At 64.7% G+C, this 17,239-nt stretch carries 20 protein-coding genes; 11 read left to right on the top strand and 9 right to left on the bottom strand.

Going from position 1 to position 17,239, the window contains the following annotated elements; translation table 11 throughout:
- Positions 1-9: 9 nt before the first annotated feature.
- From CO731_RS05720 to hemC, 3 genes are all read right to left on the bottom strand, one after another.
- Positions 10-1,380 carry a phage tail protein gene (locus tag CO731_RS05720; RefSeq protein WP_108606331.1) on the bottom strand — a complete coding sequence of 457 codons (1,371 nt, stop codon included), beginning with the start codon at positions 1,378-1,380 and terminating at the stop codon, positions 10-12.
- A gap of 121 nt (positions 1,381-1,501) precedes the next feature.
- Positions 1,502-2,218 carry a uroporphyrinogen-III synthase gene (locus CO731_RS05715; RefSeq protein ID WP_108606330.1) on the bottom strand — a complete coding sequence of 239 codons (717 nt, stop codon included), beginning with the start codon at positions 2,216-2,218 and terminating at the stop codon, positions 1,502-1,504.
- Positions 2,219-3,148: a hydroxymethylbilane synthase gene (gene hemC / locus CO731_RS05710; protein ID WP_108606329.1), complete on the bottom strand. Its 930-nt coding sequence runs from the start codon at positions 3,146-3,148 to the stop codon at positions 2,219-2,221.
- 98 nt (positions 3,149-3,246) lie between these two features.
- Here hemC and tsaD point away from each other — a divergent pair, with 98 nt between their 5' ends.
- The 5 genes from tsaD (at position 3,247) to CO731_RS05685 (ending at position 6,752) form a co-directional block, all read left to right on the top strand.
- Positions 3,247-4,332 carry a tRNA (adenosine(37)-N6)-threonylcarbamoyltransferase complex transferase subunit TsaD gene (gene tsaD / locus CO731_RS05705; protein WP_199914610.1) on the top strand — a complete coding sequence of 362 codons (1,086 nt, stop codon included), beginning with the start codon at positions 3,247-3,249 and terminating at the stop codon, positions 4,330-4,332.
- Positions 4,329-5,312, top strand: coding sequence for an NAD(P)H-dependent glycerol-3-phosphate dehydrogenase (locus CO731_RS05700; RefSeq protein ID WP_108606328.1), 984 nt, complete (start codon positions 4,329-4,331; stop codon positions 5,310-5,312). The genes tsaD and CO731_RS05700 overlap by 4 nt, the downstream gene beginning before the upstream one ends.
- Positions 5,313-5,332: 20 nt before the next feature.
- Entirely contained in the window at positions 5,333-5,629 is a 297-nt protein-coding gene (locus tag CO731_RS05695; RefSeq protein ID WP_108606327.1) for a YciI-like protein, read from the top strand.
- A gap of 20 nt (positions 5,630-5,649) precedes the next feature.
- A complete protein-coding gene (locus CO731_RS05690) occupies positions 5,650-6,084 on the top strand; it encodes an EVE domain-containing protein (protein WP_108606326.1) in 435 nt (144 codons plus the stop codon).
- A 68-nt stretch (positions 6,085-6,152) separates the two neighbouring features.
- On the top strand, positions 6,153-6,752 hold the full coding sequence (locus tag CO731_RS05685; protein ID WP_245439786.1) for a methyltransferase: 600 nt from the start codon (positions 6,153-6,155) through the stop codon (positions 6,750-6,752).
- 6 nt (positions 6,753-6,758) lie between these two features.
- Here CO731_RS05685 and gcvA read toward each other — a convergent pair whose 3' ends face one another.
- The gene (gene gcvA / locus CO731_RS05680) at positions 6,759-7,676 is read right to left on the bottom strand and encodes a transcriptional regulator GcvA (protein ID WP_108606324.1); all 918 of its coding nucleotides are present in this window, start codon (positions 7,674-7,676) and stop codon (positions 6,759-6,761) included.
- 134 nt (positions 7,677-7,810) lie between these two features.
- On the opposite strand from gcvA, the gene CO731_RS05675 reads away from it, so the two are divergent.
- A complete protein-coding gene (locus tag CO731_RS05675) occupies positions 7,811-8,059 on the top strand; it encodes a hypothetical protein (protein WP_108606323.1) in 249 nt (82 codons plus the stop codon).
- Positions 8,060-8,161: 102 nt separating this feature from the next.
- Here the strand turns inward: CO731_RS05675 and CO731_RS05670 are convergent, their stop codons facing one another.
- Positions 8,162-8,665: a L,D-transpeptidase gene (locus tag CO731_RS05670; RefSeq protein ID WP_199914609.1), complete on the bottom strand. Its 504-nt coding sequence runs from the start codon at positions 8,663-8,665 to the stop codon at positions 8,162-8,164.
- A gap of 174 nt (positions 8,666-8,839) precedes the next feature.
- Between CO731_RS05670 and CO731_RS05665 the strand changes: the two genes are divergently transcribed.
- Both CO731_RS05665 and CO731_RS05660 read left to right on the top strand, forming a co-directional pair.
- Positions 8,840-9,523, top strand: coding sequence for a response regulator transcription factor (locus CO731_RS05665; RefSeq protein ID WP_108606322.1), 684 nt, complete (start codon positions 8,840-8,842; stop codon positions 9,521-9,523).
- A 73-nt stretch (positions 9,524-9,596) separates the two neighbouring features.
- Entirely contained in the window at positions 9,597-10,052 is a 456-nt protein-coding gene (locus CO731_RS05660; RefSeq protein WP_108606321.1) for a cyclic nucleotide-binding domain-containing protein, read from the top strand.
- A 203-nt stretch (positions 10,053-10,255) separates the two neighbouring features.
- Here the strand turns inward: CO731_RS05660 and CO731_RS05655 are convergent, their stop codons facing one another.
- The 4 genes from CO731_RS05655 to CO731_RS05640 form a co-directional block, all read right to left on the bottom strand.
- Positions 10,256-11,062 (bottom strand): exodeoxyribonuclease III, encoded by an 807-nt coding sequence (locus CO731_RS05655; RefSeq protein WP_108606320.1) that lies wholly within the window; start codon positions 11,060-11,062, stop codon positions 10,256-10,258.
- 265 nt (positions 11,063-11,327) lie between these two features.
- A complete protein-coding gene (locus CO731_RS05650) occupies positions 11,328-11,987 on the bottom strand; it encodes an outer membrane lipoprotein carrier protein LolA (protein WP_108606319.1) in 660 nt (219 codons plus the stop codon).
- Positions 11,988-12,106: 119 nt separating this feature from the next.
- Complete coding sequence (locus CO731_RS05645) at positions 12,107-14,755, bottom strand: DNA translocase FtsK (protein ID WP_108606318.1); 2,649 nt, start codon at positions 14,753-14,755, stop codon at positions 12,107-12,109.
- A gap of 125 nt (positions 14,756-14,880) precedes the next feature.
- Positions 14,881-15,801: a hypothetical protein gene (locus CO731_RS05640; protein WP_108606317.1), complete on the bottom strand. Its 921-nt coding sequence runs from the start codon at positions 15,799-15,801 to the stop codon at positions 14,881-14,883.
- A 258-nt stretch (positions 15,802-16,059) separates the two neighbouring features.
- Between CO731_RS05640 and CO731_RS05635 the strand changes: the two genes are divergently transcribed.
- The 3 genes from CO731_RS05635 (at position 16,060) to CO731_RS05625 (ending at position 17,239) form a co-directional block, all read left to right on the top strand.
- Positions 16,060-16,281 carry a hypothetical protein gene (locus CO731_RS05635; protein WP_108606316.1) on the top strand — a complete coding sequence of 74 codons (222 nt, stop codon included), beginning with the start codon at positions 16,060-16,062 and terminating at the stop codon, positions 16,279-16,281.
- A 142-nt stretch (positions 16,282-16,423) separates the two neighbouring features.
- Positions 16,424-16,675: a DUF1344 domain-containing protein gene (locus tag CO731_RS05630; protein ID WP_108606315.1), complete on the top strand. Its 252-nt coding sequence runs from the start codon at positions 16,424-16,426 to the stop codon at positions 16,673-16,675.
- Positions 16,676-16,819: 144 nt separating this feature from the next.
- Positions 16,820-17,239 (top strand): hypothetical protein, encoded by a 420-nt coding sequence (locus tag CO731_RS05625; RefSeq protein ID WP_108606314.1) that lies wholly within the window; start codon positions 16,820-16,822, stop codon positions 17,237-17,239.

The raw sequence follows: 17,239 nt of genomic DNA, 5'->3' as shown, positions 1-17,239 counted from the left end.
TGATGTTCCTCACGCCTTCATCGCATTGGCGACGAGCTGGTCTACCAGCGTCTCGACCTCCAGCCGCGCCTTGAGCTTGGCGGCAAAGTCGGCACCCGCCGCCTTGGCCGTATCCGGCAGCGTCTCGTATTCGGCAATTGCCTTGGCGAAGTCGCCCTGGCTGACCGCCAGTTCCATGCGCGCCACCGTTTCTGGCGCGCCAGCGCCTTCGACGACGCCGATCGGCCGCACCTTGACCAATTGTTCGGCGCTCGAAACCAGGCGCTCGAACACGCCGGCGTCGGGATTGACCGGCTTCGCCGCCGCGATCATCGCGTTGGCGGCGGCGTCGGTCTCGGCGACGATGTCGGCCCGTGTCGCCACGCCCTTTTCGGCATGCGCCCTGAGCGTGGCCAACTCTGGCGCGTCGGGCGAAATGGCGGCGAAGGTTTCGAGTTCGGCGCCGAAGGCGCCACCCCGGTCGACGGCTGCCTTGAGCGCCGATGCGGCGATCGCCAGCGCAATCTTGGGCTGGGACGCCTGCGCCTCGACCTTGGAGGCGAGCGCGGAAACCGACTGCTCCAGCGTCGCGATCTTGCCGTCGTCGGCAGTGCTGGCCTCACCTGCCGACTTCACTGCCGCGTCGAGCCCGGCAAGGCGTTCGTTCAGCGCCGCGAACTCGGTCGACGACGCCCCGTTCTGGCCGAGCGTGGCAACGGCCGCCTCGATCTGCTTGATGCGGCCGTCGAGCCCTGCAAGCGCCTCGCCCGATCCGGCCTGGCCGGCCGCCGTCTTCAGCGCCTCGATCTCGGATTTCACTTCCTGGACCGCTGCGGAAATGCCGTCGACCTGCCCCTTGAGCTCGCCGCCCCCGCTCGAAGCGCCGATATCGGCGACCTGCGACTTCAGAGAAGCGATCTCGGCCTGCAACTGCTCGTCGCCGTTGCTGCCCGCGTTGCCTGGTGTGCCCAGAACGCCTGCAAATTGCAGCCCGCCGGCCACCAGAAGGGCGATCAGGCCGCCGGCGAGACCCGGCAGGATGCCGGACGTCGACTGCCGCACCGGAGTTGACGTGGAAGCAGCCGAACTCGAGGCGTATGAACTGCCGGCATCCGATGCTGCGGCATTTGCCGGTGCCTCGGCCTTCGGCTGCTGCGCCTGCTGCCCATTGTCGAAATCGTAGCTGTAGGAGGCAAAGTCGGTATCGGCCGGCGCTTTCGGCTCGCTGGCAGCGGGCTCTGCCACCGCCTCGTCACCCATCGTCGCCGAAACGCTTTCGGCCTCTGCCACGGCCTCGGCCTTGGCGACGTCCTCGACGCGCGACACCGCGCCTGGCTCCAGCTCGATCGTGACCGGCTCGCGATGCGTCTTCGAGTGGCGCGTCTTCGGCGTCTTGACCATGCTTGGGGCTCCGAGATTTCGTTGGCACATGTCCCGCGGCGGTTGCGGGGTCGAAGATCAAAATCAGTAACACCCACCGTCCAGCGAAAAAAGGCCGCGTGATGGCACGGTCAACGCAACGTCAGTCCGGCAAGCCAAGAAGATCGAGCAGCGCATCCTCGTTGGGATCGGGCGCGACCTCGACGTTGAAGCCGTCGCCCAGCGCCGACGCAATACGCCCCGACAGGCAGAAACACGTCGCACCCCGTATCAGGTAATCCGCCTCGGCATGCATTTCCATCAGCGTACCGAATGCGGCTGCCGCCCGGGCTGAATAGATCAGCACCGCGTCGACCGGCTGGCCGCCGAGTTGCTGGCGCACGAACGGAGGCGGCGGTGAAAGGGCTATCGTGTCGTAGGTTTCGATAGGCACGACCTTGATGCCGTTTGCGCCGAGGCGCCGCTCGAAATCCGGCATCCGCACGCGTCCGCAGAGATAAGCCAGCGTTGCCTTGCCCAGCTCGATGGCGATCATGTCGGCGAGGCCTACCGCATCGCCCGGCCCTTCGTTGACGGAGGAAAATCCCGCCTTGCGCGCGCCCTCTGCGGTCCGTGCGCCCACCGCGTGGCAAGGCAGGTGGCTGAGCCGCTCGACCAGCCCGCTCGGCGCATGGCGGAGCGCATTGGCGCTGGTCACAGCAACAGCAGTGGCGTTGGTCGGCACGCTTTCGCGCGTCACCGGCAGCGGCTGGGTTTCGGAAAGCGGCAGCAGGACTGGTTCGAAGCCGAGCGCTTCAAGGCGCCGCGCGGTGCGGGTGGCGCCGGGATCCGGCCTCGTCACCAGCACACGGCGTGCCATCTAGCTCCATCCCTCGAAGAACTTTTCGCCGGCTCGTGCCCTGACGTCTTCGCCGGCCTTGCGGCCGATTTCAGCAGCATCTGCCGCCCGGCCCTCGGCCTTGGCTTCGTGCGACAAGGTACCGTCCGGTGTCAGGATCAAACCTTCAAAGGACAGCCTGTCACCGTCGATCATAGCGTATCCGGCAATCGGCGTCCGGCACGAACCGTCGAGCGCCGCAAGAAACGCCCGTTCGCAGGCCAGCGCTTGTCCGGTCGGCTTGTGGTCGATCGCCGCAAGCATGTTGCGCACGCGACTGTCGCCGATGCGGCTTTCGATGCAGATAGCACCTTGCCCCGGCGCCGGCGGAAACACGTCCAGCGGCATCAGGTCGGTGATGATGTCCGCAAGGCCGAGCCGGCGCAGGCCGGCATTGGCGAGGATGGTGCCCTGGGCCACGCCCTCGTCGAGCTTTCGCAGGCGAGTCTGCACATTGCCGCGGAACATCACCACGTCGAGGTCAGGGCGCATGCGCCGGATCAGCGCCTGCCGCCTCAGCGACGAAGAGCCCACGACTGCACCCTCCGGCAACTCCGCGATGCTGGGCGCCGCCCGTCCGATGAAGGCGTCGCGCGGGTCCTCGCGCGGCAGGAACGCCGAAAGTTCCAGCCCGTCGGGCAGTTGCGTCGGCATGTCCTTGGACGAATGCACGGCGAAATCGATCTCGTCGGCGTACATCGCCTCTTCGAGTTCCTTGGTGAACAGGCCCTTGCCGCCGGCCAGCGCCAACGGCCGGTCCTGGATGCGGTCGCCGCTGGTGGCGATCACCACGATCTCGAACGCCTCTTCCGGCAGGCCATGCGCCGCCATCAGACGCGCGCGCGTCTCATGCGCTTGCGCAAGCGCTAGCAGGCTGCCGCGGGTTCCGATTCTCAAGGCTCTAGTTTGCATAGCGCTTGGTCCGTGATAACCCCGCGCTGGCGGGGCGGTCCCGTACCTCCTATCTAGGAAATTACCACCGGGCAATCATGCAGGGTAGCGACCAATTGATCCGTGTTCTCGGCATCGAGACCAGTTGCGACGAAACCGCAGCCAGCGTCGTTGCGCTCGAGGCAGGCAAGAAGCCGGTGATCCTGTCGAGCACGGTGTTCAGCCAGATCGAGGAACACGCAGCCTTCGGCGGCGTCGTGCCTGAGATCGCCGCACGCGCCCATGTCGAGGCGCTCGACGGCATTGTCGAGGCCGCACTTGAGGATTCCGGCCTGTCGCTCGCTGACATCGACGCAGTCGCCGCCACCGCCGGCCCCGGCCTTGTCGGTGGACTGATCGTCGGGCTGATGACGGCCAAGGCAATTGCCGCTTCGTCTGGCAAGCCGCTGATCGCCATCAACCATCTCGAAGGCCACGCGCTGACCGCGCGGCTAACAGACGGGCTCGAATTCCCATACCTTCTGCTGCTCGTCTCCGGCGGCCACACCCAGATCGTTCTGGTGCGCGGCGTCGGCGACTACCAGCGCTGGGCCACCACGATCGACGACGCGCTTGGCGAAGCCTTCGACAAGACCGCCAAGATGCTGGCCCTGCCCTATCCCGGCGGCCCCAATGTCGAGAGGGCGGCGCAGTCTGGCGACGCCACCCGCTTCGTCTTCCCGCGTCCGATGAAAGGCTCCGCCCAGCCCGATTTCTCCTTCTCCGGCCTCAAGACCTCGGTGCGCCAGGCAGCAACTTCAGTTGCACCGTTGAGCGACCAGGATGTCGCAGACATCTGCGCCTCCTTCCAGGCCGCCGTCACCGACACGCTGGGCGACCGCGTCAAGCGCGCGCTGGCCCGCTTCCGCGCCGAATTCCCCGATGTTGCGGGCCCGTCGCTCGTGGTTGCCGGCGGAGTCGCCGCCAACCACCAGATCCGCGCCAGGCTTGAAGCGCTGTGCGCCGAGAATGGCTTCAGCTTCATCGCACCGCCCATGTGGCTCTGCACAGACAATGCCGCGATGATCGCCTGGGCCGGCATCGAGCGGCTGCGCGCCGGGCTGGCCGAGCCTGACGCATTCGATTTCGTGCCGCGCTCGCGCTGGCCGCTGGACAGCGTCTCAGCACCGGTCGTCGGCTCCGGCAGGCGGGGAGCCAAGGCATGAGCGCATACAAGGTCACGGTTCTGGGCGGCGGCGCCTGGGGCACGGCGCTGGCACTGGCCATGCTGCGCGCCGGCCATTCAGTCACGCTCTGGGCCCGCGACGCCGACAGCGTCGAGGCCATCGCCAAGGGCCAGAACCCGCGCTACCTCCCCGGCATCACCTTCGAGACCGGCATCGCCGCGACATCCGACCTCGCGAAAGCGCTGACCGGCGCCGACTGCGTTCTGGTCGTCACCCCGGCCCAAGCACTGCGCAGCGTACTTGGCGAGGTCAAGCCGCATGTCGCCTCCCATGTCCCGCTGGTGCTCTGCGCCAAGGGCATCGAGCGCGACACCGGCACGCTGCTGTCGGCCATCGCCAGGGAACTCCTGCCCGAAAATCCGGTGGCCGCCCTTTCCGGACCAAGCTTCGCCACCGATGTGGCGCGTGGCCTGCCGACCGCCGTTGTTGTTGCCGCCGAAGACGACGAGCGCGCCGCAGCCCTCGCTTTGCGCTTCTCCGCCGCCAATCTGCGCTGCTATTCGACCGACGACCTCATCGGCGTCGAGCTCGGCGGCGCGTTGAAGAACGTCTTCGCCATCGCCGCCGGTGCCGTCACCGGCGCCGGCCTCGGCGCCTCGGCACAGGCTGCGTTGGTCACCCGCGGCTTCGTCGAGCTGCGCCGCATCGGTGCTGCCTTCGGCGCCCGGCCAGAAACGCTGATGGGCCTGTCCGGTCTCGGCGACCTGATGCTGACCTGTTCTTCCGCGCAGTCGCGCAACTTCGCCTATGGCGTGGCGCTCGGCAAAGGCGAGGAACTGTCCGGCCGGCCGCTGGCCGAGGGCGTCGCAACCGCCTACATCGCCGCGCGGCTGACCCGCGAGCGCGGCATTGAAGCGCCGATCGTCGAGGCGGTTGCCGCCTTGCTCGACAAGGCCATCACCATCAACGAGGCGGTTGCCGGCCTGATGACGCGGCCGCTGCGCGCCGAAGCCGACTGATTTCCATCGAGAGGGACAACATGCTTTTCGCACTGATCTGCAAGGACAAGCCGGGCCATCTTCAGGTCCGCCTCGACACCCGCCCCGAACACGTCGCCTTCCTCAACGACCTTAACGCCAAGGGTGCGCTGAAGTTCGCCGGCCCGTTCCTCGACGGCGAAGGCAAGCCCGACGGCAGCCTTGTGGTCATCGAAGCGGCTGACAACGCCGCTGCCCAGGCAATCGCCGCTGCCGACCCCTATGCCAAAGCCGGCCTGTTCGAAAGCGTCCAGGTCCGCCCTTGGAACTGGGTCTTCAACAACCCGGCGAGCGCCTGATCGGATATCGAGGGGACGACATGAGCGACAAGAAATACTGGCTGTTCAAATCCGAGCCGTTCAAATTCTCCTTTGAGATGCTGAAGGCGGCCGGCAAGAAGGGCACGCAGTGGGACGGCGTGCGCAACTATCTCGCCCGCAACAACATGCGCGCCATGCAGATCGGCGACCTCGGCTTCTTCTACCATTCCAATGAAGGCCTCGAGGTTGTCGGCATCGCCGAGGTCTGCGCGCTGGCCCATCACGACACCACCACCGACGACCCGCGCTGGGAATGCGTCGACATCCGCTACCACAGCGAAATCCCGAAGCCTGTCACCCTGGCCGACGTGAAGGCCAATCCGGCGCTCGAAAAGATGGCACTGGTCACCTCGATGCGCCTTTCGGTCCAGCCCGTCACCCCGGACGAATGGCAGGAAGTGTGCCGCATGGCCGGGCTCGACAAGGCGCCGTGACGACAGGTTCCGTCACACGGCTCACGCCCGAAAGCGCGGAAAACTTCATCCGTGCCAACACGGCACTGATGCGGCCGCCGCATGTGCCCGAGATCGCGCTTTACCTTGCCGACGAGGCGCATGATCTCTGGCACCGCACCGAGGAACAACTGGCCGAGATCGGCCTGCCGCCACCCTTCTGGGCCTTTGCCTGGGCCGGTGGCCAGGGTCTGGCGCGTTATGTGCTCGATCACCCGGAGACCGTGTACGGCAAGCGCGTCCTGGACTTCGCTTCCGGCTCCGGCCTCGTCGCCATCGCCGCCATGCAGGCGGGCGCGGTAGCCGTCGTCGGCGCCGACATCGATCCGTTCTGCGAAGCGGCCATCCGGCTCAACGCTGCAGTCAACGATGTGACCGTTGGCTTTGCCGGCTCGGACCTCGTCGGCAGCGACGACGGCTGGGACGTGGTGCTTGCCGGCGACGTCTTCTACGAAAAGCCCTTCGCCGACCGGTTGGTGCCCTGGTTCGAAGCGCTCAGGGCACGCGGTGCGGAGATTCTCGTTGGCGATCCCGGCCGCTCCTACCTGCCCAGGGAGCGGCTCGAAAAACTGGCCTCCTACGAGGTGCCCGTTACCCGCGCGCTCGAAGACGCCGAGGTCAAGCGCACCACCGTCTGGCGCTTTGCCTGACGCCTGTCAGGTCTGCGTCTTCTCGGCCTCATCCAGAATCCATTGCCGGAACGCCGCGATACGCGGATCGTCGGCAACCCCCTTGGGATAGACCAGGAAATAGGCGAACTCGCGCGACACCCGGATGCCGAGGTCAAACGGCCGGACAAGCCGCCCCTCGGACAGATCGTTGGCGACCATGGCGAAATCGGCCAGCGCCACCACGCTGCCATCGATCGCCGCCTGCACGGCGTCGGATGAGGTGGTGAACACGATCGAGCGGCTGTCGTCAAAATCGTCGACGCCGGCCGCCGCCATCCACATCCGCCAGTTCGGCCAGGTCACGCCCTGCTGCGACCATTCGATATGCACGAGCGTGTGGTTGAACAGGTCGCGTGGCACGCGCAGCGGCGGGCCGGACGCCAGCAGTGCCGGGCTGCACACCGGAATGATCATGTTGTCGAACAACCGGTCGGCGACAAGCCCCGGATATTTGCCCGTGCCGAAACGAATGCCGACATCGACGTCGTCAAGGTCGAAGTCGCGCACGTCGTAGCTGATGTCGAAGCGCAGCTCGATGTCGGGGTGCAGCTTGCGGAAGCCGTCGACGCGCCGCATCAGCCATTTCGAGGCGAACTGCGCGTCGAGCGTCACCTTCAGCAGCGCCGTCCCACGCGTCAGCTTTCGCGCCCTGGAAACGGCGCGGTTGAGCGTGTCGAGCGCATCGGCTGAGGCGTCGCAAAGTGCTGCTCCCGCCTCGGTCAGCCGGATGCTGCGGCTGGTACGCGTGAACAGCACCACGCCGAGCTGATCCTCGATTTCCTTGATCTGGTGGCTGACGGCGGCCGGCGTCAGGCCGAGCTCGTCGGCCGCACGGGTGAAATTCAGGTGCCGGCCGGCAGCCTCCAGCGTCCGCAAAGCACGTGTCCCGGGTACGAAGCGCATCGCCAGATCTTCAAATTCGGTTTGATGATCGAGAAAGAACTACTCGTTTCTCTTTTGTCTTTCAAAGCAGCATCATGAGCCCAGTTCAATCAATGTCAAACCGGATTTGATGTCCGGACGAAACGGAACCGACCATGTCTACCGATGTCCTGAAAGCCACCTTTGTCCAGCCGGCACGGCTGCAGCCGGTTTTCGATTGGTTTCGCCAGATGAAGGCAGCCCTCAACCTGCCCGCCGAGGATTTCGGCTGCCTGACCGAGCATTATCGCCGCGACACCGGCATTGCCAGCAAGGACATCGCCAAGGCTGTCGACGCCGATCTTGGCCGCCTCGGCCTGCTCGACATCGGTTGGCAGCAGCCCCGCCGCCAGCCCCATCGTTGAAACCTTTCTCCCACTCACTCTGGGAGCACACTCGGCCCGAAGATCATGTCTCCCGATCTTCGGGCCGCTTTCTTTACAGCGCTGCGCGTCCACTTGGCGACGCTAGCGCACCACTTTCATGATCGTACGGCTCGACAGGTGCGGCAACAGCCGCGCCATAACCTGTGCCGTCACCGCCACGCAGCCTTGCGTCGGGGTGAAACCCGGCCGCGCCAGATGGAAGAATATGGCGCTGCCGCGGCCGCGCCGGCGCGGCCTGATGTTCCAGTCGAGCACGATGCAGGCGTCATAGAGCCGGTCGTCGCGCTTCATCCGCTCATGGCTGGCGCCGTAGGGAATCTTCACCGGCCTGTTGTAGTTGCGGTCGTCGGGCACTTCGCACCAGCCGAGGTCAGGCACGATCGCGCTCATCGCCAGCCCTGTCTGCCCGGCTGCGAAATGATCACGCCTGAAATAGCCCGACAATAGCCGCATCGGCCCGAGCGGCGTGCCGCCATCGCCCTCGCGTTTGTTCGCGGTGATCCCGCCACGCCCCAGCGCGCAGGGAAACACGGTCCCGCCAACCTGCAGAAGCCCCTTGGTCCGGTCGCCGGGCTTGGCCCGCACGACGATGGTGGAAATGCATTTTCGCAAAAACCCGCCCGCCCCAATTACGCCTTTGATTTTTCTTGTATGATCGCACGCGGAACCAAATCACCGCGTTGACAGTTGTGCCGTTCAGCTTCTTCATCCAATTGCCGCGGTCAACAGAATTTTGATTTTAAAACAACGGATTGATTCATGACCTCACGTACCATCCTGATCGTCGACGATGACGACGATCTGCGCAGCACGCTGGTCGAGCAACTCGCGCTTTATGAGGAGTTCGAAGTCCTTGAGGAAGCGACGGCCGCCAAGGGCGTCAATGTCGCCCGCGCCGGCCTCATCGACCTGCTCATCATGGACGTCGGCCTGCCCGACATGGATGGCCGCGAGGCGGTGAAGATATTGCGCAAGGGCGGCTACAAGGCGCCCATCATCATGCTGACCGGCCACGACACTGATTCGGACACCATTCTCGGCCTCGAGGCCGGCGCCAACGACTATGTCACCAAGCCGTTCCGCTTCGCCGTCCTGCTCGCCCGCATCCGCGCCCAGTTGCGCCAGCACGAGCAGAGCGAGGATGCTACCTTCTCCGTCGGCCCCTACACCTTCAAGCCGAGCCAGAAGCTGCTCCTCGATGCACGCGGCGGCAAGGTCAGGCTCACCGAAAAAGAGGCCTCGATCATCAAGTATCTCTACCGCGCAGACCAGAAGGTCGTTACCCGCGACGTGCTTCTCGAAGAGGTTTGGGGCTATAATTCGGGTGTGACGACACATACGCTGGAAACACATGTCTACCGGCTGCGGCAGAAGATCGAGCGCGATCCTTCCAATGCGGAAATTCTTGTGACAGAAAGCGGCGGATACAAGCTGGTTCCCTGACCGGTTTTTCGGCGGTGTGGGGCCGCCGGTCAACGACAGGGAGAAGGAGCCGGTCTGAGAAGTCGGGGACATAATGGCGCTGGATGACGACATCCGCATCCTGTCCGGCGTGAGGCTGTTTGAGGGCTTCACCCAAGAACAGCTGCGTTTGCTGGCCTTCGGCGCGGAGAATGTGCATCTCCCGGCCGATCGCAAGCTCTATCGCGAGGACGACGAGGCTGATTCGGCCTATGTCGTCATCTCGGGCCGCATCGCGCTCTATCGCGAGGTCAATGGCGTTCGCCTCGAACTCGGCACCGCCGGTCCGGGTTCGATGCTCGGCGAACTGGCCCTCATCGCCGATACAAGGCGGCTGACAAGTGCTGCTGCTGCGACCGATTCGGAAATCATCCGGCTCAACCGGAAAATGTTCCACCGCATTCTCGAGGAATACCCCGAGGCCGCCGCCGACCTGCACCAGCACATCCTCGAGGACCTCCAGGACATGCTCGCGCGGATCGAGGACATGGCGCCCCGCTTCGGCAAGTAGGCTGCCGTCGGTTGCACTTCTGGATCAAGGAAAAGCTTGTGCGCCGGTTTCGACCTCGTCCGGCCCCGCCGCCCTCCTCCGCCGCTGACTTGTCAGCATTGCGGCATGGATTCCCGACACTCTCCGCTCGTTTCACTCGCTCACCAGGTCGGGTAAACCGACGAAGCTGGCCTGCCCGTAAATGCACGCGGTTTCACCGAATCTCAGTCAAAATCGAACCGCGCTATGACCGGCACATGGTCCGACGGCCGGTCCCAGCCGCGCGCAGCGCTCAGGATCTCGATGCCGGTCAGCTGCGGCGCCAGATTGGCCGACGACCAGACATGGTCGAGCCGGCGGCCGCGGTTGGAGATCTCCCAGTCCTTCGCCCGGTAGCTCCACCATGTGTAGATCTTCTGCTCGTCCGGCACGTTGAGCCGCATCAGGTCGACCCAGCCGCCAGCCTTGCGCATCGCCTCGAAATTCTCGGTCTCGACCGGCGTGTGGCTGACCACGTTGAGCAACTGCTTGTGCGACCAGACATCGTGCTCCAGCGGCGCAATATTGAGGTCGCCTACGAGCACCGAGGCCGACGTCTCGTCGTGAGCCGCCCGGATGGCATTCATCTCGGCAACGAAGCCAAGCTTGTGTCGGAACTTCGGGTTGATCTCGGGATCGGGTTCGTCGCCGCCGGCGGGAACGTAGAAGTTATGCAGCGTCACCTTCTTGCCACCGGCATCGAACCGCACCGACAGGTGCCGGCTATCGTCGATCTCGCAGAAGCGCCGCTTCTCGACGATCTCCAGCGGCCGCCGCGCCACGGTCGCCACGCCGTGATAGCCCTTCTGGCCGTGGATCGCGATGTGCTCGTAGCCGAGCTTGCGGAACGCCGCGGAAGGAAATTGGTCGTCCGGGCACTTGGTCTCCTGCAGGCACAGCACGTCTGGCGCGTATTCGTTCAGCAGCCGCTCGACCAGCGGCATGCGCAGGCGCACGGAGTTGATGTTCCAGGTAGCAAGGGAAAAGGACATGGCTGGTTCCGGCAAGAATTTGCGGCGGAACCTGCCAGTACAGGCCAGCGATGACAAGGCGCGAAGACGGATGCAGCGCCGGCCGCAGCGCTGTCCACAGCTAAGGCGGGCAGACTTACCCCAAGAGGCTGATTGATAACTCGCCCTGCCGAGACATATGGCGGGGGTTTCGAGAACCGGAGCGGAGCGTACTAAAGTACGTGAGCACCGGAAGCGCAGAAAGCCGCGTCAGATGACCGGCAGGGTAGAGTTTGCAAGCAGCCTCTCAGTCGCTCTTTTTTTGCGTGTTGAGCTCGCGGTTGAGCTTGTAGTCGATCTTGAACGTGTCGGCGGCGAAGGAGCCGCCCTGCTTGACGTTGAACACCATCACGGTGGTGTCCTTGCCCTGCGCATCGGTGATCGTCCACTGCCTAAGCTCATAGGTCTTGGGGTCGAACATCATGGTGATGGTCGAATTGCCGAACACCTGCTTGTCGGAAAGCTTGATGGTGGTCAGGTCGTCCTCTTCGGTGACGCTCTTGACCTTGTTGCCGGTGAGATCGATGCGCTCGTCGAGCAGCAGCTTCAGCGGCGTCTTCGACAGCGGATAAAGATCGGAGGTCCGCATCTTGGAGTTCAGGATGACCACCGACTTGCCGTCGGAGATGACCTTGAAATTGGACGGCGCCTCATAGTTGAAGCGGATCTTGCCCGGGCGCTGCAGGAAGAACTTGCCGCCTGTCTGCTCGCCGCGCGGACCGAATTGCACGAACTCGCCCGACATCGAGCGCACGCTGGAGAAATGGTCGGCGATACGTTGCGCCGCCTCGGAGGCCTGGGCCTGGGCCGGGTTCTGCCATGCGATCAGCGGCGTCGCGGTCAGCGCGATGGCCGCCGCGAAGCCGAGCAGGCGTCGGCGGGTCGGGGTGCGGATGTCGTCGTTCATGCCGGTTACTCTCTCAATCCAGTTCGACGGTTCTATCGGCACTTAGTAGGGCTGAAGTTTGACATGGTTCACGCCATGCGCCCAAGAACGCGAAAACGTGATCGCAGGTTCCCCTGATCCTACATCTTGTCGTCTTCGGTCGGCACCAGAATCTCGCGCTTGCCGGCATGATTGGCAGGCCCGACGATACCCTCCTGCTCCATCTTCTCGATGATCGAGGCAGCACGGTTGTAGCCAATGCCGAGACGGCGCTGGATATAGCTGGTCGAGGCCTTGCCGTCGCGCAGCACCACGGCGACAGCCTGGTCGTACGGGTCGTCCGAATCCTCGAAATTGCCGCCGCCACCGCCGCCGCCCTTGCCCGGCGCATCGTCCTCGTCCTCGCCATCGTCTTCGGTGATCGCGTCGAGATACTCCGGCACGCCCTGCAGCTTGAGGTGGGCGACCACCTTCTCAACCTCGTCGTCGGCAACGAACGGGCCGTGGACGCGCTGGATGCGGCCGCCGCCGGCCATGTACAGCATGTCGCCCATGCCCAGCAGCTGCTCGGCGCCCTGTTCGCCCAGGATCGTGCGGCTGTCGATCTTGGACGTCACCTGGAACGAGATACGGGTCGGGAAGTTGGCCTTGATCGTGCCGGTGATGACGTCGACCGAGGGACGCTGCGTCGCCATGATGACGTGGATGCCGGCCGCGCGCGCCATCTGCGCCAGGCGCTGAACGGCACCTTCGATGTCCTTGCCGGCGACCATCATCAGGTCGGCCATTTCGTCGATGATCACGACGATGTAGGGCATCGGCTCCAGGTTGAGGTCCTCGGTCTCGTAGATCGCCTCGCCGGTCTGGCGGTCGAAGCCGGTCTGCACGGTGCGCGAGATCTTCTCGCCCTTCTTCTCGGCCTGGCTGACGCGGGCGTTGAAACCGTCGATGTTGCGCACGCCGACCTTGGACATCTTGCGGTAGCGGTCCTCCATCTCCCGCACCGTCCATTTCAGCGCCACCACAGCCTTCTTCGGGTCGGTGACGACTGGCGTCAGAAGGTGCGGAATGCCGTCATAGACCGACAGTTCGAGCATCTTCGGATCGATCATGATCAGCCGGCATTCCTGCGGCGTCATGCGGTAGAGCAAGGACAGGATCATGGTGTTGATCGCCACCGACTTGCCCGAGCCGGTGGTGCCGGCAACGAGCACGTGCGGCATCTTGGCGATGTCGACGATGACCGCCTCGCCATTGATCGACTTGCCGAGCGCCAGCGCAAGCTTCGCCTTGGTCGTCTCGAAGTCGCGGCTCGCCATGATCTCCCTGAGATAGACCGTCTCGCGCTTGGCATTGGGCAGTTCGATGCCGATGGCGTTGCGCCCCGGCACCACCGCGACACGGGCGGCGATGGCGCTCATCGAGCGCGCGATGTCGTCGGCAAGGCCGATGACGCGGGACGACTTGATGCCCGGCGCCGGCTCAAGCTCGTAGAGCGTGACGACTGGACCCGGGCGGACATGGATGATCTCGCCCTTGACGCCGAAGTCCTCGAGCACGCCTTCGAGCAGGCGCGCATTCTGTTCCAGCGCGTCCTTGGACAGGCTGGCGTCGCGCGCCACATTCTTGGGCTCCGACAGGAAATGTAGCGACGGCATCTCGAAAGTGTCGGCACCGATCAGCGTCGTTTGCGCTTCGCGCTGCACGCGAGCGCCGGGAGCAGGCCGCGGTGCGGGCGCCGCGACACGTGCCGAGGCGGGACCTGCCGAGGCGGGCGAGCGGAAATTCTGTACCTGCGCGCGACCGTCGAGCGAGGGCATGTCGAAATCGTCGTCGTCGCCGAACACGTCCTGGTCGTCCGGGGCGACCGAGACCTGGCGGTCCTGCGACACCATCTGGGCAAAGAACTCCGGCTCGACGCGCGCGCGGCCACCTGCGGTAACGCGGGCTTCGGCACGTTCGGCCGATTCGACGCGCTCGGCCGCCTGCCGCCAGGCGCTCTCGCGCTTCACCGGCGGCATGTCGTAGCCTTCCTGCTCGCGGCGCTTGGCGGCGCGGCGGCGCATATAGGCCTTGGCTGACAGCCACCAGTGGGTGATCGCGCCAAGCGCCAGCACACCCTCGTTGTCGTCTTCGTCCTCGTCGTCGAAGCTGGCGAAATCCTGCTCGCGCATGTCGGGCTTGGGCTTCGGGTTGACGACGGCAAAGCCGTTCTCGCGGTTGAGCAAGCCAGCCCCGAAGGCAAACAGCCAGATCGCCGGCGCGATCAGCAGCACGCCGATGACGGTGGCGATCAGACCGGTCGGATAGCCGCCGATGAACAGCCCCGGCAGCTTGAGCACCATGTCGCCGAACACGCCGCCGAGGCCGGTCGGCAGCGGCCAGGTCGGCGGGGCACCGACGCAGCCTGTGATTGCCGCCGCCAGCAGGGCAGAGCCAAACCAGGCAACGCCGCGCTTGGGCATGCGGTCGACGCCGCGTGCGGTGGCAAACAGCACGCCCCAGATCACCGCCGGCATCAGGGCTGCGACCGAGGCCAGGCCGAAGAACTGCATGGCGAGGTCGGCAAACACCGCGCCGGGATAACCCATGGCGTTGGTCACCGGATTGTCGGTGGCATGGCTGAAGCTCGGATCGGCGACGTTCCAGGTGCCGAGCGCCGCCAGCCCAAAGGCGACGAAGGCAAACAGGCCCAAGCCCGCCGCGCGGCCTGCCTGCCGTCGCGCGAATGCCTGGATGCCGTGCCCCGTTTCAGTCAGCGCGAGCGGTGAGGAAACCCCAGAACGCATGCCTCGTCCCCGTCCAATAATGCTTTGGCCCGGGCGCGGACGCGTCTCGGGCAGATTCGGCTGTCAGACTATCGGGGCGAAGGTTAAGGCCGCATTAAGGTTAAGCCATGGTTCATCTGCCGGCCTCAGCGGCCGAGCCATTCACGGTCGAACATCTCGACGAGGGGCTGGAAATCATCGGTGGCGATCTGGTCGGCGCCAGCATCGCTGGCACGCGTCAGAAACCTGCGCAGTTGCAGGTCGGCGACGTCAGGCTGGGCGAGATCGATGTCGAACCTCGCCAGATCCTGCGGGATCGTCAGGGCCGGATCGAGATAGCCGTCGCCCGCATTCGACTGCATGTCCGCCTGCTTCAGCCGCACCAGGACGACACGCGTGGCCGAGGGCTGGGACTCCGGCCCGAGCACGGTCGTGCCGGCAAGGTATCCGCCAAGCACGCTTCCCGGCGGCGAGAACGGAAACAGCGCGAAGAAGAAATGGGTATCGTCGCTTGGTCCGCCGACATGGATATAGACGCTGCGCCGCGTGACGGTCACATGACCCTTGAGCTGCAGCCGCATCGTCGGCAGGTGTTCTATATAGGTCGCGGTCAGCCGCTGCGGCCCGTGCTCCTGTTCGATCACCAGCGTCCCACGGATGAACTGGCCGCGAAAATATGGCGACCAGCTGTGTGAATAGCAGGCATAGCGGCCGACGATCGTGGCCCCCCTGTCGTCCTGCCCCGGCTGCTGGGGCTTGCCGAAAGCCATCGCTCTCCGCTCGAGTTGCTGGCGATCCCTGCCATGGTGTTCGCATATCTGGCCGACGAAGCTGTCCAGGTCGCAGTCGACGATCCAGTCGGCCTGCTTGGGAAGTTCGAGCATCTTGATCCAGTCTTCGTAGACGCTGAACTGTCGCGGCGTTGACCGGCCCTGGAGCCATTTGTCGGCCCGATCGACATCGAATGCGGTCGCCGGATTCACCCGCCTGAAAGCCGCAGCCAAATCCTTCCGTGTCGCTGCGCCAACAAAAGCCGCAGTCAGGCGCAGCTTCCGGTCAATATTCATTCCATTAATTCTCCCCCAGCGCTCCAGTTCGACATATTTTCTTCTTTGCCACCGAAAGCAAGCCACCTCAGGAACTTCCGGGAAATTCCGTAGTGTTCCGGACGTTCCGCTCCCATTGCATTTACACTGCGGCCAAGTCGCGAGATCGTCCGCTCGCACGATCGGGCATTGTCGCCGGGGGGCGTCAGAATGCCCGATGGAGCGGGCCGGCGCCCTTTGCAGAAGTCCCCGATTTCAGCACCGGAAGGGCGCAAACTCATGCAAGGTGACGCGATCCAGTTGCAGCAGGCCGTCGAAGGCTGCGCCAAGGAGCCTGCTGTCCGGCAGCGTTCCTTTCTAGCCAATTTCCTCCTTGGCGCGATTGCGCTCTTTTCGTCGGTGAGGTCGCGCACGTATCCCGGCGAACAAGCTGACGGACTCGATGCTTTAGACATGCTGGGCGGCTGGCAAGGCTCCGACGCGCAGCGTCGGAAGCGCTAGCCATCTCTGGCAAGCGTTGCCTTCCTCGCCGCCCGGCGTCCGCCGGCCAAGGGCGGTATTATCCCGTCGACCACTCGATTTGATGCAACCATGGCGAACTTGGGTCGTTGGTAGGGCGAGGGAACAACCAAGGAGAAGCAGAATGAGAAAGCTGATTTTGGCTCTTGGAGCCGCGGCACTCATGGCAGGCGCAGCATGGGCGGCCTCGGCCGACGGCGTCGTCAAGGAGTTCAACAAGGACACCCGCGTCATCACGATGGAAGATGGCAAGAGCTACACCGTGCCCGCTGACGTCGCACTGCCGGCCGATCTGGCCGCTGGCATGAAGGTCACGGTCACAGTGGCCGACGACGATGCCACCAAGGTAAGCGCGGTGACGATGTCCGCCATGTAGACCACCTCCTGTGGACCTATTGGCAGGAAAAACCCCGCTCCCCTCCGAGCGGGGTTTTTCCGTTCCGGCGAGACAATACGGGCTTGCCGCGGCATCGGCATCGCCATACCTTTGTATATTAGCGAAAACTAAAAGGAGGCAACGATGAAGCACCATAGCATCGAGCAATTGCAAGCCTTCGCTGAAGTCCGTCCTGCAACTCCGCGCCTGCCGATGACGCGAACCCAGCGCCTCGAACGTTGGGCCGAACTTCTGCAGCGCGAGCCGGAACGGCGCCTTGGAACGCTTTCAGGCACGGAATACACGCCTCGCGCCGCACGGCAGGCACTGCGCGTCGCGGGCTCGCCCATCACCGTGGCATTCGAGGACGCGGGTTTCCGGGCCGATGGCCTTGCCGACGACAGCTATGGCGAGGCAAAGCGCTTCTTCGACCTGTCCGACAGGCAACTGCACAACATCGTCTGCTACTGCCATTTCGGCGAAGCGGTGCGGGGTGCCAACGCCGCCCGCCGCGTGCGCGCAGCGATCGGCTTGTGGCCACGGATTCGGGCGTTTTTTGCCTGA

Source organism: Aminobacter sp. MSH1 (assembly GCF_003071665.1).
Taxonomy (GTDB): Bacteria; Pseudomonadota; Alphaproteobacteria; order Rhizobiales; family Rhizobiaceae; genus Aminobacter; species Aminobacter niigataensis.
Note: the sequence above shows the minus strand (reverse complement) of the source record. Positions and strands in the feature narration are given on the sequence as shown.